Here is a 24,310-nt window from a genome sequence, read left to right as displayed (position 1 = left end):
TTAAAATAATTATTTTAATTGTAAAAGGCTCCATCTAACAACTGAAAACAAAAAAATAAATAGATGAAACTTACACTTGGATTTTCTCCCTGCCCTAACGATACATTTATTTTCGATGCGCTCATTCACCATAAAATTGATACGGAGGGATTAACATTTGAGGTTTACTATGATGATGTTGAAACCCTAAACCAAAAGGCACTTAGGAGCGAATTAGATATTACCAAGTTAAGTTTCCATGCATTTGCCTACGTAGCTAATCAGTATGCTTTATTAGATGCCGGTAGCGCCCTGGGCTTCGGTGTCGGCCCCTTATTGATCAGCAAAAAACAGTTTGAAGGTCCAGATGACCCTCAACTCCAAACGCCAAACAATAAACTCAAAATCGGGATACCCGGAAAATATACTACCGCCAATTTCTTATTGGGGATTGCCTATCCACACTTGCAAAACAAACAAGAACTTGTGTTTTCAGAGATTGAATCAGCCTTGATTAATGAGCAGATTGATTTAGGCCTGATCATCCACGAAAACAGGTTTACCTATCAGGACAAGGGTTTGACCAGGATTGTTGATCTGGGTGATTATTGGGAAAAACTTACCGGTTGCGCTATTCCATTAGGGGGAATTGTGATTAATCGCAATTTAGACCGCGAGGTACAGCTAAAAGTTAACCGCCTGATCCGCCAATCCGTTGAGTTTGCTTTTGCCCATCCAAAATCAGCTATCGATTTTATCCGCCAGCATGCGCAGGCCATGGAAGAAAGCGTGATGTACAAACACATCGAACTGTATGTAAATAAATACAGCATCAACCTTGGCGAAGAAGGCCGTAAAGCAGTTGATACCTTGTTTAAACTGGCACAGGAACGCGGCATCATTCCGGCTATTCAGGAGACCCTGTATATTTAAGAGGAGTAAAAAGTTGTAAGGTTTAATGTTTGGAAAGTTGATTTTGGCGCCAGGAACATGTTAACTTTACAACATTCCAACATTTAACAACGATCTAACTTACCAACAACTTATAACCTTTTCCGTGTACATTAATAATTTCAACCGAAGGATCGGCCTTGAGATACTTACGCAGTTTACTTAAAAATACATCCATGCTTCTTCCGTTAAAGTAATTGTCATCGTGCCAAATGCTTAACAGGGCTTCCTCACGGGTTAAAACGGTATTCTTTTTCAAACACAATAGCCGTAAAAGCTCAGCCTCTTTTGTAGATAGTTTTTGCTGATGATCATTATCGGTGATAATCTGAGTGGTATAATCGAAATGATACCGACCAATAGAAAACTGCGTTTCGGCCACCTCATCATTGTTATCTGTTTTATTTGCTATCCGCTTAAACATCGCGTTAATGCGCAATAAAAGCTCCTCAATCCGAAAAGGCTTGGTAATGTAATCATCTCCACCTAAATCATAAGCAGCAGATTTATCTTCTAACATCGTTTTTGCCGTTGCAAAAATAATAGGCACCTGTGTGTTTACCTTTCTAATATCTTTACCCAAGGTAAAGCCATCTTTTTTAGGCATCATCACGTCCAGAATGCATAAGTCAAAACTCTGCTTATTAAATGCTTTTAATCCATCTTCCCCATCAGTACAAAGCACCACATCAAACTTACCTTTCAGCTGCAGATAGTCTTGTAACAATAAACCTAAATTTGGGTCGTCTTCTACCAGAAGTATTTTTTTCATTTTCTTGTGTTTATTACATAAATGGCTTTAAAGCCAAATTAGTATTCGATTAAGGATATGTGATCGTTTTACCATCATGATCAGATCAATACGCCACTATATAGCCTCCTTCATTTTTGCTGTACCGATAAACTTGGCCTTCGTATCAACATCTCTGTGTTATAAAGGTAAAGATATTTCGAACGTTGTTCCTTTATCCTTTTCACTACTAACCTTAACCGTCCCGTTCAGTTTTTTAATAATATCGTGAACATAATTTAAACCCAGGCCAAAGCCTTTAACATCATGTAAATTACCGGTTGGCACCCTATAAAACTGATCAAAAATCCTTTTTGACTGCTCTTTGGTCATGCCAATGCCTTTATCCGCTATTTCGATAACTAAATTCTTACCGGCATTACGGGTAGTAATGGTAATCTCAGGGGTATCACGACTGTATTTGTTCGCATTATCAATCAGGTTATAAATGACGTTAGATAAGTGAAGCTCATCACCATATACAACAGCATTTTCTGCATCGGTATGCACATTAATTATGGCATTCCTTTTCTGTAGCTGCAACTCCATGCTATCCAATACAATCACAATCAAGTCGTTTACGTCTACTTCTGTATTCTCCATTTTAAGCTCTCCCTTCTCTAAGCGGGCAATGCTTAAAACACGCTCAATATGGCTTCCCAGGCGAACATTCTCATCATAAATGATCCCGGCCAAACGTTTCAACCGTGCCTTATCTTCTGTCACTTCCGGATCTTTTAAGGCCTCACTGGCAATCATAATCGTTGCTACAGGCGTTTTAAACTCATGCGTCATGTTATTAATGAAATCCGTTTTCATTTCCGACAGTTTCTTCTGCTTCAAAATAGCATAAAGGGTATAAGAAAAGATGAAAACCAGCACCAGCAACAAACCAATTGACGATGCAAGCGTAGCACTCAGATTAGCGATAATAGCTGAATTTTTGTTTGGAAAACTGACGACTAGCATGCCGGGATCGCGAAAAATATCATTTCCGAACAAAGGCGTTTTATACGTATTTTCCGGCAAAAACGCTCCTTTAACATGAGATGCCATCATAAAAATGGTCGAATCTTTCCGGGCAAGCGAAATCCGGTAAGAAGGCACTAACGTAATGTTATTGGCTAAGAGTTCCTGTTTTAATAGACGGCCCAAAGCGCTAAAATTAATGCGTTTATAAATAGGCACATTGGTTTCCTGCATTTCTTTGGATACATCCTCAACTACACTTGAACGGGTATACGAGAAAGTATCCTTACCTAGCGCTGCAATTTTAAGCGCCAATTTTTTACGTTCAATTTCATCCTCACGTTGAAATTTTTTCTGTAAATCGTTCGGAATTTTTGGAACGTTTGCAAAACCCGGGCTACCATCCCTCGGATCAAAAACCAGATATCTCAATGTATCAGGTAAACTCTGCAGACTTTTAAACTCAAATGTTTTGGGTGGTGCGGTAAAAGGTTTGGTACGCATACTATAACCTTTCAAGATCAGGCTCTTAATGTCAATGATGGCATCCATCTGCAAATCCAGTTTATCGCCGTTTTCCGAACTTAATGAGGTATATTCCCGTTCAGAAATTACATTTGGCGCACGATAAGATACCCGGATAATACTGTCCTGTTGGTTCAGGTAGCTCTCAATCTGGTTTTCGCGCTCCGCCTGCCGCAGTTCTGCTTCCTGCGCATACTGTTGCCGTAAATCCTTAATATCCAGTGCACGCTGTCTGGAGTCCTGCAACTGCTTTAACTTATTTTCAGCGTCTTTGCGGTTTAAGTGGTCGGCAACATTTCTACGCTGTAGTTTATTTACAACCGACGTTAATGTTTGATTTACCTGTTCATCAAAAAGCTGTGATTTGAGTTTATACGATTCCCGTATGTAATACAATTGCATTACGAATACCCCAAGCAGCGCAACCGTCATTAAAACCGTAATTAGCCAAAAACTTCTTTTCTTCATAAACCAGATCGGTTTTTAAAAACAAAAAAACCGGGCATAATCTTCTTAAATTTAAACAGATATCAAAAATACTGATTAGTAGAGCGAAGTGTTTGTTTTTAACATATTTTAACAGCGGGAAGACTTCCGATGTTTATCCGGGATGGGGCATATAAACTTCGGAAGCCTGGCGGGTCAAAAAAAATGCCGAAGCTAAGCCTCGGCATGGTTCAAAATTGTTTGCTTAAAAAAGAATCTTTATTTAGAAAGGCAAATCATCATCTTCTCCCGGAGCATTGCTTACATCAACCGGAGCTGCATAAGCTGGCGTAGCTGCCGGAGCGCCTGCCGCAACTGCATTGATACGCCAAATAACCAGACTGTTAAAATATGATGTTTTACCCGTTTTATCTGTCCAGGGACGACCACGTAAATTAAAGAAAACCTCAACCTCATCGCCTGCTTTAAATGTATCTAATAATGCAGTTTTATCTTGTAAAGCCTCAAAACGGATATATTCTGGGTATGTTGGATTTTCTGCGTATTCTACTATTAAATCACGTTTTTTAAACGTTTCACTTATCTGTTGCGTGGCACCTACTTCGTGTACTTTTCCTTTAATTTCCATAACTAATACTACTTAATGTACTATAAACATCAAATCTCTATAATTTTATTGATAACTTCGCATATATTATGATGCAAGTTTTCCACAATAAAAGCAAGGTAATTATTACCTGCAATAAGCGCCTTTCGCCCTACTTACAAGAAGAAGTTACGGCTTTAGGCTACACCATTGAGCGGTCTTTTGCTACCGGCGTTGAACTCAATATCACCCTTACAGAGTGTATTAAACTAAATCTGAACCTGCGCTGCGCCAGCCAGATTCTATATGCCATAAAAAGTTTCAAAGCTGTTACTCCAGATGATCTCTATAATGAAATTGCAGCCATTGAATGGGAAGAACTGATTGATTTTTCGGGTTATTTTTCCGTAACCTCAAATGTTGATAACCCAAATATTACTACACCACTTTTTGCAAACCTAAAGGTTAAGGACGCAATTGTAGACCGCATGAAAGCGAAAAAGGGCATTCGTCCGAACTCAGGATCGGACGCCAATAAAACCGTTGTGCATTTATATTGGAAAGATGCTGATGCTGATGTATTTATGGATACATCTGGCGAAACCCTTGCCAAACATGGTTATCGGAAAATACCAGGGAAAGCCCCGATGTTAGAGGCACTGGCTGCCGGAGTTATTTTAGCAACTAAATGGGATAAAAAATCAGCATTTATAAACCCCATGTGCGGATCAGGTACCTTAGCTATTGAAGCCGCTCTTTTGGCCACCAACCGCGCTCCTGGCTTATACCGCATGAATTATGGCTTTATGCACATATTGGGTTATGATGAGGAAGTTTTTTTTGCTGAACGCAGAATCCTAAAAAATCAGGTAATTAAAAGCGTTGATTTCAAAATTGTAGCTTCCGATTTGTCGGAAGATGCGGTAGAAGTGACGCGCAGAAATGCAAAAACAGCAGGTGTTGACACATTAATTGAATTTCAGGTCTGCGATTTTGAATTAACGCCTGTTCCTGAAGATGGCAAAGGTGTTGTTATTTTTAACCCCGAATATGGTGAACGTTTAGGTGTGCACAGTAAGTTGGAACTGACCTATAAACGTATGGGTGATTTTATGAAGACAAAATGTAAGGGCTACGCTGGTTATATTTTCACCGGAAATCCTGATCTTGCAAAAAAAATTGGGTTAAAAGCGGCTAAAAAAATTGAATTTTATAACGGTAAATTAGATTGCCGTTTATTAGAATATGAATTATATGAAGGATCTCGCAGGGCACCGTTAACCGATGCATAGCCTTTTTACTGGAAATTAATATATTACGCTTTGTTACGTATCAACGCAGAAATTTGACAAGTATGGAATTTGATGACATGGATCATATGCCCGAATGGGAACATTTTAGCCGATTTGGCCGGGACGATGAGGCGGATGAAAGCCTTTCAAGCGATGATGCTGAAAAGGTTAGGTTGAAAGTGACCAGGGCAAAAAGCCTGTACAACCAGGCCAGAGCCCTTTACAAATATGCTGCCCTGTTCTGCGAAACACTTGAGGGAGAAATGGCGGAAATGACTGCTAACCTGATTATGCAAAATGCCATGATGTTATGCCCCAAAATTGTTGGTGCAGAAGGTGCAGACATGTATATTTTGAGGATGGAGAATGCCTCTATCATCAGAACCAACTGCCGTGAACTGGAAACCCAGGTAAGAGCCGCAGACATGTTTGAAATATGTACCCCGGAATATAAAGACATCGTTTTAGACGAAATTGAAAAATTTCGTCTACTTTTTATAGAGTGGGTTAAATATTTTGAAAAAGATGAGTTTGAAGATGACTGGGGCCTATATTAGTCCTTCATGAAAACTTAATCTTTAGCTTTCCTTAATTTGTTGACCGCTTCTCACCTCCTATCTTTTATTATCATACTGCTTCATCCGGCTTCTGCAATTTAAAGAAGACTAACTTTTACAAAATCTAACCCCTGGCTAAAGTAAACACCAAACATTTTACGCCTGACTTTGTTACCAATACAATTCATCCCCTTTACGTGTAATTCTTAAATGCGCTAAAAGTTATGCTCTTAAAATCTATAGGAGTAAAACTTTCGTACATAAGTAAAAATATTAAAAATTTATCCGATTTATGGAAGATGTATTAGCTTTAAAAACAAGGAATGTTGCGGGGAATATTAGAAAAATTAGAGAATACAGAGATTACACTCAAGATTATCTGGCAGCAAAACTAAAAATATCCCAAAATGCTTACAGCAAAATTGAGCTCGGTTATAGCAAATTAACTATCGACCGTTTATTTCAGATTGCAGCCATTTTGGAAGTTGATGTAGCACATTTATTGACCTTAAACCACGGTGACTTGATAAAAATCATTGCTGATGACGAGAAAAGAACAGCAAGCTAAACTGTTGCTGTTGATATCATTTCTTGTGCCCTGCAGATAATTCCAATACCTTTGGAGCAAAATTTCAACTATGCAGGTCTCCATTCAAAAAACCATCGACTTTGTAAAAAAAACATTGGCCAATGCCGAAGCAGGTCACGATTGGTTTCATATTGAGCGTGTTTTCAAAACTGCGCAAACTATTAATCAACAGGAAAATGGCGATGAACTTGTAGTTTGTTTCGCCGCCTTACTGCATGATATTGCTGATCCTAAATTCAATAATGGTGATGAGGAACTTGGACCGAACATGGCTGCATCATTCCTGTCATCGATTGATATTGATGCTGATATAATTGCGCATGTTAAACTAATTATCCAGAACATGTCGTTCAAAAATAGTTTTGATGGTGCAGGTTTTACTTCAAGAGAATTGCAAATTGTACAGGATGCAGACCGTTTAGATGCCATAGGGGCTATCGGTATCGCCAGGGCTTTTACCTATGGAGGATTTAAAAACAGGGTGCTTTACGACCCTGCAATTTTACCGGAAAAACACCTCAATAAGGAAAGCTATAAAAATACCACCGCACCAACCATTAACCACTTTTATGAAAAACTGCTTTTATTAAAAGATCTGATGAACACCGGAGCAGGAAAAGCAATGGCAACAGAAAGACACGATTTTATGCTACTTTACCTGGAACACTTTTACAAAGAATGGGAAGGTAAATAACATTAACTGCATACGATTATTCCCTATTCGAATGGATTAAACTAATTTATTTACTAATATTTTTAGTTATTTAGACTATCTTTGTTAGTAAAATATATCCCTATGTTTGATCGTATCCGTGAAAAATTAAATATTCTTGCCGACGCTGCTAAATATGATGTTTCCTGTTCATCAAGCGGCGGCACGAGAAAAAATGACAGCAAAGGACTCGGAGACAGCCACAGTTCGGGCATTTGCCATACCTACACAGAAGATGGCAGATGTGTTTCGCTCTTAAAAATCCTGCTCACTAACCACTGCATTTACGATTGTTTATTTTGCGTTTCACGTAAAAGTAATGATATAAAGCGTGCGGCTTTTACCGTAGATGAAGTGGTGGAACTGACTATGAATTTTTATCGCCGCAACTATATAGAGGGCTTGTTTTTAAGTTCAGGGATTTTTAAAAATGCCGATTTTACCATGGAACGACTGCTTTTAGTGGTAAAAAAGCTACGTTTAGAGCAAAATTATAATGGTTACATCCATTTAAAAACCATTCCCGGCGCCAGTGATGAATTAATTAAAGAAGCGGGTTTGTATGCCGACCGGATGAGCATCAATCTCGAAATGCCTACCGAAGCCGGGCTAAAACTTCTGGCCCCTGAAAAAAACCATGCAGACGTAATTAAACCACTCGACTTTGTGCAAAAACAGATCTCCCAGTTTTCAGCAGATAAAAAACTGATCAAACATATCCCAAAATTTGTACCTGCAGGGCAAAGCACCCAAATGGTTATTGGCGCCACACCGGAAAGTGATAAAGACATTATGTATACAGCTAATGCCTTTTACAAAAATTTTTCTTTAAGACGGATATACTATTCCGGTTATGTACCCATCAGCAACGATACCAGAATGCCTATAATGGGTACCCAACCACCGTTGTTACGGGAAAACCGTTTGTATCAAACCGATTGGCTGATGCGTTTTTACGGGTTTAAAGTACAGGAAATTTTAAACGATGCCAATCCTAACCTTGATATTGATATTGATCCAAAATTAAGCTGGGCAATCAGAAACATGCAACATTTTCCGGTAGATATCAACACCGCTGATTATAAAATGATACTGCGGGTGCCTGGAATCGGCGTAATGTCGGCAAAGAAAATTGTACAGGCGCGTAAATTTGGTAAACTCAGGATTGATCAGCTCAGGAAAATAGGCATAGCCTACAATAAAGCCAAACACTTTATTGTTTGCTCTGATAGCCCTTATCAGTTAAAAGATTATCAAGGTACGCAGATCAAGGCTTTTATTCTGGCCGAAAGCAAAAGTAAATATCTAAAAACCGATAGCAACCAGATGATTTTGTTTTAATTGCACTGTCCGCTAAGGGAGATGCACCAGGCCCAACTTGATCGGGAACACGGAGTGATCCTGAATGCCTTTGAAACAAGGGAATACTTATCAATAATCTTAAAGCTATTGCTGCACTAATATTCCCGCTTGCGCTGGAATGACGACTGATGTAAAACCTGTAAATAAAATATGACCTACATTTTTGATGGTTCGCTACAAGGACTTTTAACAGCCGTTTTTGAATGGTTTGAACGCAAACCAGGCAAAGTGATGCTCAAATCCACCGAAATGTTCCAGCCGGAAGCTTTTGCAGAAAGTTTTACGGTAATTACCGATGGAGCCAAGGCCGATCGTGTTTGGGCCGGACTTCAGAAAAAGTTAAAGAAAGACTGGCTCCGCAAATTTTATTGCAGCTATCTATCCGAAATTCCCGAAGCTTACAATCATCTTTTTCAATTTTCAATTTACATTTTTAACCATGCTTCAGGCGCAGAAAGCAATTATGGAATTGAGCATATCATTGCCCTTTCTAAATGTGCTAAAAGCGTAGAACGGGAAAAACACCGGATGGAGGCCTTTATCCGCTTTCAGAAAACCGGAGATGGTATATTTTATGCAGGTATCGACCCTGATTTTAATGTGCTACCTTTAATATCCAATCATTTTAAGAACCGGTATGCCGACCAGCAATGGGTTATTTATGATTTAAAACGGAAATATGGTTTGCATTATAATTTAACCTCGGTTGAAGAAATTACGATCAGTTTTACCAATGGAATAAACAAACAGAGTCCGGCATCAATTTTAATGGATGATAGCGAAGCTTTGTATGCAACACTCTGGAAAGATTATTTCAAAAGCGCCAATATTGTAGCCCGTAAAAATACTAAACTTCATGTTCAGCACGTACCCAAAAGGTATTGGAAATATTTAACTGAAAAGGAACTATAGTTAGGATTCTACTATCATTAATACCGATTTACGCAATGCGTGATCTCCGGCCTCATTGAACAAACAGATTAGCCAAAAGCAGTAACAAACTGCCATGCTGACACACCCACAAACCATTAGCATGAAAAGATTGACAGTTTGGTGAAAATTTGTCCCTGAAAATCACTTGGCATAAAAAGTGTTAATTGTATGCATAGTTAAAATTCAAATCAAAATAAAAAATAATAAAAGTTATGGCGTTAAACCTTAAACCAATTGCTGGCAGTTCGAACAGAGTAATCGTTGAACCGGCTGCAGCTGAAGAAAAAACTGCATCAGGTTTGTATATCCCTGATACTGCAAAAGAAAAACCATCTAAAGGAACTGTAGTTTCTGTTTCTGAAGAAGATTCTGAAGGTAAAAAAGCGAGCGTAAAAGTTGGCGATGTTGTAATTTATGGTAAATATGGTGGTACAGAGTTCCCTTATGAAGGTAAAGATTACCTGATCATGCGCGAAACTGATATTTACGCTGTTGTTGGGTAGATCAATTGAAATGTTGTAACGTTAAATGTTACAATGTTGTATAAATCGGATGGATTGAAACATTTCAACCTTCCAACATTAAAACTTTAAAAACAAAATTTAAAATGTCTAAACAAGTAAAATATAACGTAGAAGCACGCGACGCCCTGAAAAGAGGTGTTGATATTCTTGCAAATGCAGTAAAAGTAACCTTAGGTCCAAAAGGACGTAACGTAATTATCGATAAAAAATTCGGATCACCAGCAATTACCAAAGATGGTGTTACGGTGGCGAAAGAAATCGAATTGAAAGATGCGGTTGAGAACATGGGGGCTCAAATGGTTAAAGAAGTAGCATCTAAAACAGCTGATATTGCGGGTGATGGTACTACTACAGCAACTGTGTTGGCTCAGGCAATTATTACTACTGGTATTAAAAACGTAGCCGCCGGTGCAAACCCAATGGATTTAAAACGTGGGATCGATAAAGCCGTTGCTGCTGTTGTAGAAAACTTAAAAACACAATCACAAACAGTTGGCGAAGACAATAACAAAATCAAACAGGTTGCGTCTATTTCTGCTAACAATGATGAAGTAATCGGTGCTTTAATTGCTGAAGCAATGGGTAAAGTTGGTAAAGATGGTGTAATCACCGTTGAAGAAGCAAAAGGTACTGAAACTGAGGTTAAAACGGTAGAAGGTATGCAGTTTGACAGAGGTTACTTATCTCCATACTTTGTTACCAATGCAGATAAAATGGAAGCTGAATTAGACAGTCCTTACATTTTAATCTACGATAAAAAAATCAGCAACATGAAAGAATTGTTGCCGGTTTTAGAAAAAACTGTTCAAACAGGTAAACCATTAGTAATCATTTCAGAAGATTTAGATGGAGAAGCTTTAGCTACATTGGTAGTAAACAAAATCCGTGGGTCATTAAAAGTTGTGGCTGTTAAAGCTCCGGGATTTGGCGACAGAAGAAAAGCAATGTTAGAAGACATCGCGATCTTAACCGGAGGTACTGTTATTTCTGAAGAAAGAGGTTACAAATTAGAAAACGCTGATTTAACTTACTTAGGTTCTGCAGAAAAAGTTGTTGTTGATAAAGACAATACGACTGTAATTAACGGTTCAGGCAACACAGACGATATTAAAGCACGTGTTAACCAGATTAAAGCGCAAATCGAAACCACTACATCTGACTACGATAAAGAAAAATTACAGGAGCGTTTAGCTAAATTAGCTGGCGGTGTTGCAGTTCTTTATGTTGGTGCAGCCAGTGAGGTTGAAATGAAAGAGAAAAAAGATCGTGTTGATGATGCTTTACATGCAACCCGTGCGGCTGTAGAAGAAGGTATTGTTGCAGGTGGCGGTGTAGCTTTCATCCGCGCCGTAGCTTCTATCGCTGATTTAAAAGGTGTTAACGAAGACGAAAACACAGGTATTCAGATTATCCGCCGTGCTATTGAAGAACCATTACGTCAAATTTGCGAAAACGCAGGTATTGAAGGTTCAATCGTAGTACAAAAAGTTAAGGAAGGTACTGCTGATTTTGGTTATAATGCACGTACCGGTGCTTACGAAAACTTAATTGGCGCTGGTGTTATCGACCCAACCAAAGTAAGCCGTGTAGCTTTAGAAAATGCAGCATCAATTGCAGCCATGTTATTAACTACAGAAGTTGTTTTAGCAGATGAACCTGAAGAAGGTGGTGCTCCAATGCCTCCAATGGGCGGCGGCGGCATGGGTGGTATGATGTAATACCATTCTATCGCAGCGAAATAATTTCGTGTAAAAAAACCCTCAAGGTATAATTACCTGAGGGTTTTTTTTATGCCTTATTATATCATAAAGAAGCTTTATCATTCCTTCATCTACAAGTTTAGTATTTTTGGTGTAAAATTTTGGCGATGTAAGCCAAAAACTACGTACTTTAAAGCGAATATTTATTGATGTGTCTTAGGCCTAGTACTCATTTCTGATATTGATTAAATCAGGTAATTAATGAATCCCCCCGGAACGCAATAAAAATCAATCCTTATTATTAAATGTCTATGAAGATTCGTTGTAAAAGGAAGTGGTTTTCTTTTGTCCTATTTTTTTGGACATTTTTACTCACGTCGAACGTTTTAGCTCAGGTAAGCATTGGCCTGGTAGATCCGGGACCATATACCCCAGGCAGCACCATTGCTGTTCCGTTTAAAGTACCAACAAGCTGCATATCACAAGGCAATCAGTTCCAGCTCTACTTATCAGATCAGAATGGAAATTTCGCTACAGAAACCCTTATAGGCAATTACGCGGGCTTTTACAGCACTTACATAAACGGATTGCTTCCTAACAGCCTAACACCGGGTACAGGTTACCGGGTTCGGGTAAAAACAACCATCCCTGCTACAGTAAGTGTGCAATCTTCGCCTTTTGAAGTGAAGGCGGGGGCAGCTGTAGAAGCAAAATTAACCTCTACACTATTAAATGAGAATGTGAATAATGAGACATTCGGAAACTGTACCAGCAGAGCGAATAATACTTTTTCCCTCAACAATGAATCTACTGCAAACACTTCGGTAACCGCAACAGTTACCGACGAAATGACTGGCTCTACATCAGCTACTATTTCTTTTGCTACACCTTTACAATCTTTTACCGCTCAGCAATCACATTATACCATTTATACAAAAGCGGTAATGCCCGATGGAACGGTTGCTACAAAGGCTTATCTTTTGATCAATAACAAAGCGATTACGGCTTTTGCCAACTCAGGGAATAATGTATTATGCCTTCCATCAGCTACTTTTAAATTTAACGTTGATGTAACTTCTGCCTCGGGTATACAAAACAACTACCCGGGTGATATTTATACAATTGCATGGGGAGATCAAACCACTACAACGTATACGCTCTGCGAAATCATTAACAATAACGGCTTAGTTGAACACCTTTACAAACGCTCCTCATGCGGCAGTGTCTCCAGCTCCAGCTCGGGAACAATTTATAATGCTTTTGATGTATCCATTAAGGTATCAAACGCATTTTGTCCAACGATGGGCACACCAGTTTCTTCTTCGGCCAAAGTAGTAACAAAACCAGTAAACTCCTTTACCTTTACTCGCCCGGGTTGCACCAATGCCAATATTGTATTTACCAATACATCTGTTTTGGGCGAAAACCCAAACACCAATACCGCAGCCTGCGCACCGAATAATGTTACCTACAACTGGTATGTAGATGGTGTACTTAAAGCGGCAGACAGACCAAAATCATTCAACTTTCAATATGTTTTCTCCAGTCATGGCGAGTATGTTATCCGATTGGAGTCAAAGAATATCACCGGTGAATGCGACGCCGATCCTGCAGAAATGAAAATCTGCATCCAAGATCCGCCAAAGCCCGATTTCAGTTTGCCATCAAATACAATTTGTGCCGGAACAACATTAAAAGCAACTGATCTTTCAATTTTCGATAATATCTGCGACGCCGCTAACACATATTCCTGGTCTGTCAGCCCAGCTGTAGATTTTGTAGGGGGCACAAGTGCTGCAAGCAAAGAACCTGTATTCAGCTTTCCTACGGCAGGGACATATTCCATCACCTTAAGCACCGCTACTCCATCATGCGGACTAATTACCAGCCCGCCACAAACTGTTGTAGTAAACGAAAGTCCAAAGGCTACACTTTCGCCCGATATTACGCTCTGCAACCTGGCCACTTACAATTTTAACAATACCACAACAGGACCAACCCAAACGTTACTTACAGGTACCACACAAGATCTACCCGATACTTATACCTGGACGGTTGTTCCTTCTGGAACAGGAACCTATAGCTTTACTGACAATACAACTGCCAATTCAAAGTACCCATCGATAAAATTTGACAGCTATGATACCTATACGGTAAAAGTTGTTCATAAAAACAACTGTGGCACAGCCGAAGATATCCAGGTATTAACTTTCAGTACGGCACCTGAAGTTAAAGCGGGACCGGATCAAAACATCTGCTTTAATGATCCAAGCTTTACTTTAAGCGGCACCATAAACGGAACTACAACCACACAAACATGGATTGGGGGTGAAGGTAGATTTAATCCAGGTAGAAACGACCTGAATGCAACCTACACCCCTACTGCTGCCGAAAAAGCAGCTGGTATGGTTACCCTAACATTAAGGGTTACCACCGCATTGGCTGCTCCGTGCAACCAGATCGATGATGAGATCATCTTAAAAATCAAACCAGATATCAGCTTAACAAGTAGTGCAAGCAAAACCATTTGTACAGGGAATAGCGTGGCTTATACCCCAACCTCCGCAGTTCCAGGTGTTACCTATACCTGGACGGCCACAGGAACAGCATCTGCCACAGGCTACACGACTACAACCGGAACAGGTGATATTAATGATGTATTGACTAATAACGATATCAATGCAGATGCCAACGTTACCTATACCATCACACCTCATTTGGACGGATGCAATGGCACACCTTTTTCACTGCTCGTTGTAATTAAACCAAATCCTATTGCGACCGCAACAGCAGCAAAATCAACAATCTGTAATGGCACTTCATCTGCCATCACTTTATCAGCAAATCTAGCAGACATTAATTATACCTATACCAGTACAGTGACAGGTGCAATAACGGGTAATAGCGACAGAGCCACGGCATCTGCAGATACCGGGATTAATGATATTTTAACCAATTCGGGTACAACATCAGGTACAGTAACTTATACCATCAGCCCAATATCTACAAACGGCTGTCCCGGCACACCCACAACCATTACCATTACTGTTTTACCCAATGCAACACTAGCCAATGCAGGCCCGGATGAAGCGGTATGCAATGCGACATCTTACGCCTTAAAAGGAAACAGTCCGGTAGTGGGAACAGGTAAATGGACCGTGGTTTCTGCGCCAACAACCGTAACATTCGCTGATGACACGCAGCATAATACAACAATCTCGGGATTACAGGCTGGAAACAGCTATACTTTAAAATGGACGATAAGCGATGCCAATTGCTCCACATCAAGCGATGATGTACAGATTACCGTAAATCCAATCAGTGTTGGTGGCACAACAACAGGCGATGTAAATGTGTGTGCGGGTGCAAACGGTGGAAATATCAATTTAAACGGGCAGGTTGGCAACATTATCCGCTGGGAAAGCTCCATAGATAATGGGACAAACTGGTCGACCATTACTTCAAATGCAAATCCCTATGTATTTTCTAACCTTTCCACTACTACGCAGTATCGCGCGGTAGTACAAAGTGGCAGTTGTGCAGAAGCCGTATCAACGGTAACTACCATCACGGTTAATCCTGGCACAGTTGCAGCGAACGCTGGCTCAGACCAAAGCTTGTGCAGCGGCAATGGCATCACATTAAACGGCAACGATCCTTTACCTAACAGCGGAATGTGGACACTGGTGTCAGCACAAACTGGTGTCACCATCATTGAGCCTACACTTAGAAATACCGCTGTTACTGGCCTTGTACCTGGTCAGACCTATACTTTCAGATGGACCATTACTGGTTTTGGTGGTTGCCCCCCTTCTACCGATGATGTAGTCATCACTTATTATTCGCCGGTTACCAATAACATTTCCGCATCTGCAGCTCCGGTTTGTGCCGAACAAACCATCACTATTACTGGCGATAAACCAACCGGAGGTACAGGAACATTTGCCTACCAATGGCAAAGCAGTGCCGAAGGCAATACATGGACCAACATCCCATCGGCTGTTAATAAGGACTTAACCACAACGGCCACAGTTTCTACCTATTTCAGGAGATTGGTTAACAGCACCATTTGTACTTCGATCAGCAATTCGGTACAGGTTACCGTTTTGCCAGGGCTAACCAACAATACCATTTCTGCCGATCAAAATATTTGTGTAGGCACAGCTGCTGCAACTTTAACAGGCTCTACACCCAGCGGCGGTAGCGGAACTTACACCTATCAATGGCAATCAAGCCTAAATGGAACTGCCTGGAGCGATGTACTGGGCGCTAACAGTATAAACTTTACCCCGCCAACACCAACAGTGAGCATTTATTATCGCCGATCGGTAGCCAGTGGGGTTTGTAGCAACATTTTAAGCAACCAAATTAAGATAACGGTAAACCCAAATGCAAAAGCCGAAATAACCTACAATACTAAAACAGGTTGTGCTCCTTTTAAACTCGACGCTAACAATATTGCTGCAACCTTATATCCTGATAGAAACAGTACTTATACCTGGTTTGCCAATAATGTACAAATCGGAGTAGGGCCAACATTTCCAGGTTATACCATTGCAAATGGCAACGAAAGTGTGACCATAAAACTTGTTGTTACCAGTAGCCTGGGTTGTACTTCAGATGAAAAAAGCGAGATATTCAGCACTTTTCCTGTTGTTACCCCAGCGTTTACACAAAGCGTAACAGAAGGTTGCGGACCTCTTAGCGTTACTTTTACCAATACCACCAGTCCGCTTAATAGTGCCACCTATGCCTGGGATTTTGGTAATGGACAATCTTCTAACCTCGCGCAACCTGCAGCAATAACTTTTCTGGCTGACCCAACCGGGAAAGATAAAACCTATAAAATTACGCTAACCACAACCTTACCATGCGGTCCGGCTGTGGTTACATCCGCAACGGTTATTGTACATGCTAAACCTGTTGCCATATTCTCGCCTGATAAAACAAGAGGATGCGCTGATCTCCTTGTTACCTTTGTAAATAACAGCCCGGAAAGTGCAGGCACAACATATACCTACGATTTCGGTGATGGCACTTCGTCAGGCCCCCTAACAGATAGAAGAACAATAAGTCATACCTTCAAAACGCTTGTAGTAAAAGATTTTACGGTAACCATGACCGCTAAAAGCAGTTGCGGCGAGGCAAACGCAATCCCAGTAATCATCAGGGTTTCACCGAATGATATCACTCCAGGACTCGTAGTAAACGGTAACGAGAAGGTTGGTTGCGTACCATTTACCGTTAACTTCATCAATAATACACGCGGCGCTAGCAATTTTACCTACACATTTACGAATGACGATACGGGCGAAATCAGCACAGCGTATTCGAATACTACAGGTGTTTTTCCAAAAACTTTCGACAAGCCCGGGAAATACACCATTAGATTAGATGCAGAAAACGACTGCTCAAAAAGCTCAATAAGCGAAACCGTTACAATCCTGCCACAACCAACTGCTGGTTTTATGGCCGATAACACAATTAGCTGTTCTAATCTTACCGTTAAATTTAAAAATACCAGCGTTGGCGCAGTTGCCTATGTATGGGATTTTGGTGATGGTTCGCCAACTTCAACAGATTTTGAGCCTCAACACACTTACACGGGCTCAGGCGTAAACTATAAAGTTACCCTTACCGCAATAAACAGCCAGCGATGCCAAAACACATTAAGCTTGGCTGATTATATTCAGCTTGTAGCTCCTCCTGTTGCTACATTCGCAGTGGTTCCAGGCAATGAACTTTCCGCTCCAAACTATAGCTTTGGCTTTAAAGATACCAGTACAGGAGCGGTAAGCTGGGAATGGTCTTTTGGCGATGGGACTACATCTACCTTGCAAAACCCTAACCATACTTATGCCAATGAAGGTACTTATACCGTAACCTTAAAAGTATTAAATAAGGAAAACTGCTCAGCTAATACATTTCAATCAGTAAGGATTATTAGTGTACCTGGCAACTTAAGTATTCCCAACTCTTTTATGCCGGCGAGCGCTAAAAATGAAATTAAAACCTTTATGGCCAAAGGTCGTGGCATTAAAGAATGGAACATGTCTATTTTCAATAAATGGGGCAAGTTAATCTGGGAAACAAGCAAACTGGATGATGGCGCCCCTATAGAAGGTTGGGATGGAACTTATAAAGGCGAGGATCAGCCGCAGGGTATTTATTATTGGAAAGTTGACGTAAAATTTATTAATGGAAGCGATTGGAGAGGCATAAGCCACGATTCATCTCCTCCGAAAAAAACAGGTGTAATATATTTAATCAGATAGATAATGAGGAGAAGGATAATCATAATTTTATTTTGGTTACTGCCAATTGTTTCGCGGGCACAAGACCATATTTACTCACAGTTTTACAATGCGCCAATTTACTTAAATCCGGCACTTACAGGCCAGTTTGAAGGCGACATCAGGTTTAATGCGCTTTACCGTAACCAGTGGACAGGCTTGGCCAGTGATTATTCATACATGTCTGCTTCCGGAGATCTTAACCTGAGTAGCCTAAACAGTGGTGTTGGAATTATTTTTAACCGCAGCAGCGAAGGAACCGCCTACCTGGTGAAGAACAACATTGCCTTAAGCTATTCCTATATCATCGGAGGAGACGATTTTGCCCTATCATTTGGACTACAGGCAGGCATTACCAACCAAAAGCTAAATTGGGATAAACTCGTGTTTGGCGATCAGATAGATGTCATTGGCTATATTCCGGGCAGTATTTCGGGTGCAGAAAGGCCAAGTGTAGATAGCCGATATTATTTCGATTCAAACGCGGGCGCCAATCTCGTGGTCGGAAAATTCATGATGGGATTAGCCATGCATCACCTTAATCGTCCGGATGAATCTTTATCTGGTTTTCAGGCTAAGTTACCCATGCGCATATCGGGTAATTTAAGTTACAAATTAACCTTGGTGCCGGATGAGTACGACCGGGATGGAAATTACCTTATCCCATCTATTATTGCTTATAAACAAGGTAACATTAAATCGTTTAGCGCGGGCATGCAATATAAGTATGCAAGTATAAATGCAGGCATCTGGTACCGCAATGATGGCAGTTCGAACGGAAATGATGCAATTGTATTTTCGGTAATCTTCGATATTTTTAACCGCAGAACCAATGGTGAAAAATTCAGGTTAGGCATCAGCCACGATGCTACAACTTCAAAAATTAATTATAGCAATACAGGGGGAACATCCGAAATTGGTGTAGGTTACGAAAAATATTTTCCAAATAGTTCAAACGGTGGCCGCGCAAACGGACTGAGATGTTTTGATTTTTATTAATTTGCCGTTGATAACAAAAGGCGATGAATGAAATTATAGATCAAAACCATTTCATTACCCAAAGTGAAATCAATAAATTTTTATTGGCAACTCTACTTTGCGGTATAATTGGAGCAGAACGCGAATACAGAAGTAAGTCTGCCGGATTAAAAACCATGATGATGATTGGTTTAGGCGCAACCCTTTTTACTATTTTATCCATCAAAATAGGCCCTACCAGCCAAGATAGGATTGCTTCGAATATTGTTACAGGCATTGGCTTTCTTGGTGCTGGCGTAATTTTTAAGGAAGAAAACCGCGTTAAAGGCCTTACCACAGCCTGTATCATCTGGATCGTGGCCGCCATTGGCATGGCAGTAGGTTCTGGTTATTATGAACAAGCCATTGGTGTTACCGCCGTGGTGATGCTGGCTTTGATCATCTTCCCTTTTTTAGAAGAAATTGGCGACCGGCGCTTTACCAAAAGGATTTACCGTATTGTTAAAAAACAACATACACACGGCGATTTAGAAAGTTACGAAGAAGTTTTTAGGGAAAGCAAACTGAAACCCCAACGTGGCAAGCATCAGCTGGTAAACAATATTATTACCGGAAACTGGACGGCTACCGGCACACCGCAAAACCACCAGAAATTTGTAGAGCGAATGCTTAAAGATGAAGATATTATTGAGTTTGATTTTTAAGTGAGTCAAACAGCTAATATCTAAGTTTACGGCTTTGGCTCCTGTACTAAGTTTTCGGATTGATCCACGTGAAACAGCTTCTGTTAAACACATTACAAAGCCATAATAAACCATCACAACCAACCGGTTTACAAGATCATTGATTCCATCTAAAGTTCCAGACAAAAGAATTCCGATACAGATGTCAATACCAAAAAGAAAAATGTAGAAATAATCAGGTCGATGACATCATCAGCAAATCTTTTACCTGAGCTGGCACGACAATAGCCTAGGTAGATTTCCCGAGCATGATAGTTGAAGTCCATTTTTGGCGCGTTGGGATTAGATTGCACTAATATAACATTTTCGTTTTTCAGCCTAAAATAAATTTAGCCGAAATCATAAACAATCATAGCTTTGTATAACTAACTTTCATCATGATCAAGGAACAAATCTCGGTTTTCGATATTTTTAAAATTGGTATCGGACCATCCAGTTCGCATACTTTAGGCCCGTGGCGGGCTGCCCAGCAATTTACAGCTTCCCTTACACAGCACAACCTGATTAACAATGTTGAAGGCATCAAAATATTGCTGTATGGTTCTTTAGCCAAAACAGGCAAAGGTCATGGAACCGATGTTGCCATTTTATTGGGATTAACAGGCGCAGATCCGGTAACTTTTGATGTGGATGCGGTTAGCCCTACCTTCGAAAGTATCCAAAGAGATAAAAAATTAAATCTTGCTGATCAATTAATTATTGATTTTGATTACGATAACGATCTGCTTTTTCTCTTTGCCGAAAGTTTACCATTTCACCCCAATGCCGTTACTTTTCAGGCGTTTTTAACAGATGGAAAAGCTTTTTCAGAAACCTATTACTCCATTGGCGGTGGTTTTGTGGTAAAAGAAGGCGAAGACAATAGCAAAAAAGTCCAGGTAGACCTTCCCTTTCCTGTAGATAAAGCAAAAGATCTTTTACATTGGTGTTTATCTACCGGTTTAAAGGTGAGCGAAATTGTGATGGAAAACGAACTGGCCTGGCGTACCGAAGCGGAGACAAAAAAAGGCATTTTACAGCACTTTACCGTAATGCGCGACTGTATTTATCGTGGATGCCATACCACAGGATTTTTACCGGGAGGCTTAAACGTAGCCAGACGGGCATTTCCACTAAATAAGCGATTAATTGGCAAAAATGAATATTCAGATTATACAGGCTGGGTAACAGCCATCAGAAAAGGTGGAAACGGCTTTAATTATATTTTAGATTGGGTAAGCTGTTTTGCATTAGCCGTTAATGAAGAAAATGCTTCGTTTGGCCGTGTAGTAACCGCTCCTACCAATGGTGCCGCGGGTGTAATCCCTGCGGTATTACAATATTTCATCACCTTTTGCGATGGTTATAGCGAAGAAAAAATCATCCAGTTTGTTGCCTGTGCTTCAGAAATTGGTAGTATTTTCAAAAAAGGGGCAACAATTTCAGCCGCTATGGGTGGATGTCAGGCCGAAATCGGCGTTTCTTCCGCCATGGCTGCGGCAGCCCTAACTGAGTGTTTAGGCGGTTCGCAACGTCAGGTCTTAATGGCTGCAGAAATTGCTATGGAACACCACCTGGGCTTAACCTGCGATCCGATTGGAGGTCTGGTACAGATTCCTTGCATCGAAAGAAATACCATGGGAGCCATTAAAGCAATTACCGCCAGCCAATTGGCACTACAAAGTAATCCTGACAAGGCAAAGGTAAGTTTAGATGCCGTAGTAAACACCATGTGGGAAACGGCCTTAGATATGAATGCGAAATACAAAGAAACCTCTGATGGCGGGTTAGCAACGAACATCCCAATCAGTTTACCAGAATGTTAATTCAACATTGTTGCAATAAAATGACCGATGTTATTGATTTATTACAAAAACTCTTGGTACTAAATCGACAAGTATTTTTACATTCGCTCAATTATTAATTATTCATAAAAAATGATCAACTACACCAAAATCAGTGTGATTGGTTTGGCTTTGTCGTTATCTATATCGGCGACTTATGCGCAAGACAATCTCGTTAATTCGTTAAAAAACAACCAAAGTGAAAACAGTGCAGCTTCTTTTAAATTTACAGAAGTAATTAACCTGGCCAATACCCCGGTTCAAAATCAGGGATCTTCAGGTACTTGCTGGAGCTATTCTACCAACTCTTTTTTAGAATCAGAAATGATCAAAGCAGGCAAGCAGCCTGTAACCCTATCTCCGCTTTTTTCGGCACGTAATGCTTATGTAGAAAAAGGTAAAAATTACGTGCGCATGCATGGTGCGGTTTCATTAGGAGATGGCGGTGCTTTGCACGATGTAATCAACATGTACAGAAAATATGGTGCAGTTCCACAAGAGGTATACACCGGGTTAAACTATGGTACTAAAATCAATAAAACTGCAGAACTTGGCGATATTGAAAAAGGCGTTTTAGAAGCTGTTGTAAAAAATGCAAACGGCGAGTTGACACCAAACTGGTTAAAAGCTTATACAGGCGTAATTGATGCTTATTTAGGCGCTGTGCCAGAAAACTTTACTTATAATGGCAAAAAGTACACCCCAAAAACTTTCGCTCAGGAAGTGGTGGGCTTAAATCCAGATAACTATGTAGAACTTTCATCATTCAATGACCATCCTTTTTATAGCAAATTTACCCTATTGGTTCCTGATAACTGGTCTTTTGATCAGGTTTATAATGTAAAAGTGAATGAGCTAACAGACATTATTGATAACGCTTTGAAAGGTGGTTATACAGTAGCCTGGGCTACAGATGTTAGCGAAAAAAACTTCAGCTGGAAAAATGGTGTAGCCTTTGTACCGCAAACGCCTTTTGCTGAAATGACTGCAAAACAAAAAGCAGAAATGTTTAATGGTCCGCAACCGGAGATGGAAATTACGCAGGAAAACCGTCAGCTTGCTTTCGATAACTATCAAACAACTGATGATCATGGTATGCACATTGTTGGCTTAGCTAAAGATCAGACCGGAAAAGAATATTATATCGTTAAAAACTCCTGGGGTGCCAGCAACGATTACAAAGGATATTTATACGTAACTAAAAACTATGTGAAATATAAAACAACAGCAATTTTATTAAACAAAGCAGGTATGCCATCTGCAATTGCCAAGAAATTAGCTTTGTAGTTAAACTTAAACTATTGGAGAAGCCGCTGGAGAAATCTTGCGGCTTTTTTATTTAGTTAAACCGCAAAGGGCGCGATGTTTTTCGCAAAGGGCGCAACGGACTAAGCATTGGGCACTTGGCGTCTTCCGCAAGGTCGTTTGGAGCAAAGCAATCTACCACCGGGTAGGCTCTCCACTCCTCTGCGGTTCTGTCGAGACGATTTTTCTGTTGCATCGGCACCTCCAATATTCGGTGTTAATCTGTGTTTCCGTCGCAAATCTTCAACTTACCAGATAAACCAAATTAACTTCGCGTTCTCAGCGTATTTCTTTGCAAACTTTGCGGTTAAAAACCAGATAAATTTATACCAGCCCCGAATAAGTGAGTACCATCCACCATAAACCCGTGGTAATAAAGGAAAGCAATATGCCGATCCCCACTACTAAATTGGAAAGTTTTGGATTTAGGTTATACTGATCGGCTACCACCCCTGCGGTTAACAATGTTGGCATGGCCATCTCGAAAATAGTTATTCTGGTAATGGTGCCACTCATTCCTAAAATTATCGCAACCAGCATCACCACCAAAGGAGCTAAAATCAGTTTATATAATAAAGCAAAACCAATATGCTTCCATTCACTAAACCAACCTCCAAACTTTAACTGTAAACCTATTGAAAATAAAGCCAGTGGGCCAACTGTAGCCGCTAGTTTTTCGAATAATGGATCTAATGAAGTAATATCTATGAAACCCGGCAGCGTTAGCGCCAGCACACAGCCAATAAGCGGCGGAAAGGTTAATACCTTTTTCAATACCATTTTTGCACTTAATTCTTGATTTTGTGACGACCGGATGGCTACAATAATGCCGATGGTAGATAGCAGCGTAAAAGTAACCTGATCGCAGATAATGGCGATACCCAATTCCTTTTCACTAAAATAGGCTACAATTAAAGGGAAACCCACAAATGAAGTATTGCTTAAAGAACTGGTTAATTTTAAACCTCCGGAGCTTGCTTTGCTGATGTTCCGGATGTGGCTGTAAACGGTGATGAATAACCATCCGAATAGCCAGATACAAACCGGAGCCAAAGCTGGAAAAAGCAGGTCCTTAGTCCAGGCAATGTGTGGCAGGTATTTGAATGAAACTGCTGGCAGCGCAACGTAAATAATCCAGGCATTGATGCCTTTGTGTGCATCTTTGGGCAACGATTTACTTTTTCTGAAAAGAATGCCCGCCAAAATGCATAAACCGATAAGAATAAAATTTGCCATTTAATAGCGCAAAGAT

At 40.3% G+C, this 24,310-nt stretch carries 18 protein-coding genes; 14 read left to right on the top strand and 4 right to left on the bottom strand.

Annotation, left to right across the window (positions count from 1 at the left end):
* Window positions 1–63 precede the first annotated feature (63 nt).
* Window positions 64–912, top strand: coding sequence for a menaquinone biosynthesis family protein (locus BM107_RS11925; protein ID WP_090983574.1), 849 nt, complete (start codon window positions 64–66; stop codon window positions 910–912).
* A 94-nt stretch (window positions 913–1,006) separates the two neighbouring features.
* Here BM107_RS11925 and BM107_RS11920 read toward each other — a convergent pair whose 3' ends face one another.
* The 3 genes from BM107_RS11920 to BM107_RS11910 all read right to left on the bottom strand — a co-directional run bounded on the left by BM107_RS11920 (window position 1,007) and on the right by BM107_RS11910 (window position 4,289).
* Window positions 1,007–1,702: a response regulator transcription factor gene (locus tag BM107_RS11920; RefSeq protein ID WP_090983571.1), complete on the bottom strand. Its 696-nt coding sequence runs from the start codon at window positions 1,700–1,702 to the stop codon at window positions 1,007–1,009.
* Between the two features lie 159 nt (window positions 1,703–1,861).
* Window positions 1,862–3,682: a sensor histidine kinase gene (locus tag BM107_RS11915; RefSeq protein ID WP_090983569.1), complete on the bottom strand. Its 1,821-nt coding sequence runs from the start codon at window positions 3,680–3,682 to the stop codon at window positions 1,862–1,864.
* Between the two features lie 241 nt (window positions 3,683–3,923).
* Entirely contained in the window at window positions 3,924–4,289 is a 366-nt protein-coding gene (locus tag BM107_RS11910; protein ID WP_090983567.1) for a DUF3127 domain-containing protein, read from the bottom strand.
* 71 nt (window positions 4,290–4,360) lie between these two features.
* Between BM107_RS11910 and BM107_RS11905 the strand changes: the two genes are divergently transcribed.
* From BM107_RS11905 to BM107_RS11845, 13 genes are all read left to right on the top strand, one after another.
* Complete coding sequence (locus tag BM107_RS11905) at window positions 4,361–5,539, top strand: THUMP domain-containing class I SAM-dependent RNA methyltransferase (RefSeq protein WP_090983800.1); 1,179 nt, start codon at window positions 4,361–4,363, stop codon at window positions 5,537–5,539.
* Window positions 5,540–5,601: 62 nt separating this feature from the next.
* Complete coding sequence (locus BM107_RS11900) at window positions 5,602–6,096, top strand: hypothetical protein (protein ID WP_090983565.1); 495 nt, start codon at window positions 5,602–5,604, stop codon at window positions 6,094–6,096.
* A 292-nt stretch (window positions 6,097–6,388) separates the two neighbouring features.
* Window positions 6,389–6,664 carry a helix-turn-helix domain-containing protein gene (locus tag BM107_RS11895; protein WP_090983563.1) on the top strand — a complete coding sequence of 92 codons (276 nt, stop codon included), beginning with the start codon at window positions 6,389–6,391 and terminating at the stop codon, window positions 6,662–6,664.
* 70 nt (window positions 6,665–6,734) lie between these two features.
* Window positions 6,735–7,379 carry an HD domain-containing protein gene (locus BM107_RS11890; RefSeq protein ID WP_090983561.1) on the top strand — a complete coding sequence of 215 codons (645 nt, stop codon included), beginning with the start codon at window positions 6,735–6,737 and terminating at the stop codon, window positions 7,377–7,379.
* Between the two features lie 102 nt (window positions 7,380–7,481).
* Window positions 7,482–8,738: a putative DNA modification/repair radical SAM protein gene (locus BM107_RS11885; protein WP_090983559.1), complete on the top strand. Its 1,257-nt coding sequence runs from the start codon at window positions 7,482–7,484 to the stop codon at window positions 8,736–8,738.
* Between the two features lie 171 nt (window positions 8,739–8,909).
* Window positions 8,910–9,671 carry a TIGR03915 family putative DNA repair protein gene (locus tag BM107_RS11880; protein WP_090983557.1) on the top strand — a complete coding sequence of 254 codons (762 nt, stop codon included), beginning with the start codon at window positions 8,910–8,912 and terminating at the stop codon, window positions 9,669–9,671.
* A 233-nt stretch (window positions 9,672–9,904) separates the two neighbouring features.
* Complete coding sequence (locus tag BM107_RS11875) at window positions 9,905–10,195, top strand: co-chaperone GroES (RefSeq protein WP_025141798.1); 291 nt, start codon at window positions 9,905–9,907, stop codon at window positions 10,193–10,195.
* A 104-nt stretch (window positions 10,196–10,299) separates the two neighbouring features.
* Window positions 10,300–11,934, top strand: coding sequence for a chaperonin GroEL (groL, locus tag BM107_RS11870; RefSeq protein ID WP_090983555.1), 1,635 nt, complete (start codon window positions 10,300–10,302; stop codon window positions 11,932–11,934).
* Between the two features lie 293 nt (window positions 11,935–12,227).
* Window positions 12,228–18,191, top strand: coding sequence for a PKD domain-containing protein (locus BM107_RS11865; protein ID WP_159435232.1), 5,964 nt, complete (start codon window positions 12,228–12,230; stop codon window positions 18,189–18,191).
* 3 nt (window positions 18,192–18,194) lie between these two features.
* Window positions 18,195–19,208: a PorP/SprF family type IX secretion system membrane protein gene (locus BM107_RS11860; protein WP_167543442.1), complete on the top strand. Its 1,014-nt coding sequence runs from the start codon at window positions 18,195–18,197 to the stop codon at window positions 19,206–19,208.
* Window positions 19,209–19,231: 23 nt separating this feature from the next.
* Entirely contained in the window at window positions 19,232–19,891 is a 660-nt protein-coding gene (locus BM107_RS11855) for an MgtC/SapB family protein (RefSeq protein ID WP_090983549.1), read from the top strand.
* 416 nt (window positions 19,892–20,307) lie between these two features.
* A complete protein-coding gene (locus tag BM107_RS11850; protein WP_090983547.1) occupies window positions 20,308–21,735 on the top strand; it encodes an L-serine ammonia-lyase in 1,428 nt (475 codons plus the stop codon).
* A gap of 111 nt (window positions 21,736–21,846) precedes the next feature.
* Entirely contained in the window at window positions 21,847–23,040 is a 1,194-nt protein-coding gene (locus tag BM107_RS11845) for a C1 family peptidase (protein ID WP_090983545.1), read from the top strand.
* A gap of 342 nt (window positions 23,041–23,382) precedes the next feature.
* Here BM107_RS11845 and BM107_RS11840 read toward each other — a convergent pair whose 3' ends face one another.
* Entirely contained in the window at window positions 23,383–24,294 is a 912-nt protein-coding gene (locus tag BM107_RS11840; RefSeq protein WP_090983543.1) for an AEC family transporter, read from the bottom strand.
* Window positions 24,295–24,310 lie beyond the last annotated feature (16 nt).

Source organism: Pedobacter suwonensis, from assembly GCF_900111825.1.
GTDB lineage: Bacteria > Bacteroidota > Bacteroidia > Sphingobacteriales > Sphingobacteriaceae > Pedobacter > Pedobacter suwonensis.
Note: the sequence above shows the minus strand (reverse complement) of the source record. Positions and strands in the feature narration are given on the sequence as shown.

Coding starts and splice junctions, on each gene's coding strand:
- BM107_RS11895 (WP_090983563.1), top strand. CDS start 6,389: ATGGAAGATGTATTAGCTTTAAAAACAAGGAATGTTGCGGGGAATATT.
- BM107_RS11890 (WP_090983561.1), top strand. CDS start 6,735: ATGCAGGTCTCCATTCAAAAAACCATCGACTTTGTAAAAAAAACATTG.
- BM107_RS11860 (WP_167543442.1), top strand. CDS start 18,195: ATGAGGAGAAGGATAATCATAATTTTATTTTGGTTACTGCCAATTGTT.
- BM107_RS11915 (WP_090983569.1), bottom strand. CDS start 3,682: ATGAAGAAAAGAAGTTTTTGGCTAATTACGGTTTTAATGACGGTTGCG.
- BM107_RS11900 (WP_090983565.1), top strand. CDS start 5,602: ATGGAATTTGATGACATGGATCATATGCCCGAATGGGAACATTTTAGC.
- BM107_RS11925 (WP_090983574.1), top strand. CDS start 64: ATGAAACTTACACTTGGATTTTCTCCCTGCCCTAACGATACATTTATT.
- BM107_RS11850 (WP_090983547.1), top strand. CDS start 20,308: ATGATCAAGGAACAAATCTCGGTTTTCGATATTTTTAAAATTGGTATC.
- BM107_RS11910 (WP_090983567.1), bottom strand. CDS start 4,289: ATGGAAATTAAAGGAAAAGTACACGAAGTAGGTGCCACGCAACAGATA.
- BM107_RS11855 (WP_090983549.1), top strand. CDS start 19,232: ATGAATGAAATTATAGATCAAAACCATTTCATTACCCAAAGTGAAATC.
- BM107_RS11875 (WP_025141798.1), top strand. CDS start 9,905: ATGGCGTTAAACCTTAAACCAATTGCTGGCAGTTCGAACAGAGTAATC.
- BM107_RS11920 (WP_090983571.1), bottom strand. CDS start 1,702: ATGAAAAAAATACTTCTGGTAGAAGACGACCCAAATTTAGGTTTATTG.
- BM107_RS11865 (WP_159435232.1), top strand. CDS start 12,228: ATGAAGATTCGTTGTAAAAGGAAGTGGTTTTCTTTTGTCCTATTTTTT.
- BM107_RS11880 (WP_090983557.1), top strand. CDS start 8,910: ATGACCTACATTTTTGATGGTTCGCTACAAGGACTTTTAACAGCCGTT.
- groL (WP_090983555.1), top strand. CDS start 10,300: ATGTCTAAACAAGTAAAATATAACGTAGAAGCACGCGACGCCCTGAAA.
- BM107_RS11840 (WP_090983543.1), bottom strand. CDS start 24,294: ATGGCAAATTTTATTCTTATCGGTTTATGCATTTTGGCGGGCATTCTT.
- BM107_RS11905 (WP_090983800.1), top strand. CDS start 4,361: ATGCAAGTTTTCCACAATAAAAGCAAGGTAATTATTACCTGCAATAAG.
- BM107_RS11885 (WP_090983559.1), top strand. CDS start 7,482: ATGTTTGATCGTATCCGTGAAAAATTAAATATTCTTGCCGACGCTGCT.
- BM107_RS11845 (WP_090983545.1), top strand. CDS start 21,847: ATGATCAACTACACCAAAATCAGTGTGATTGGTTTGGCTTTGTCGTTA.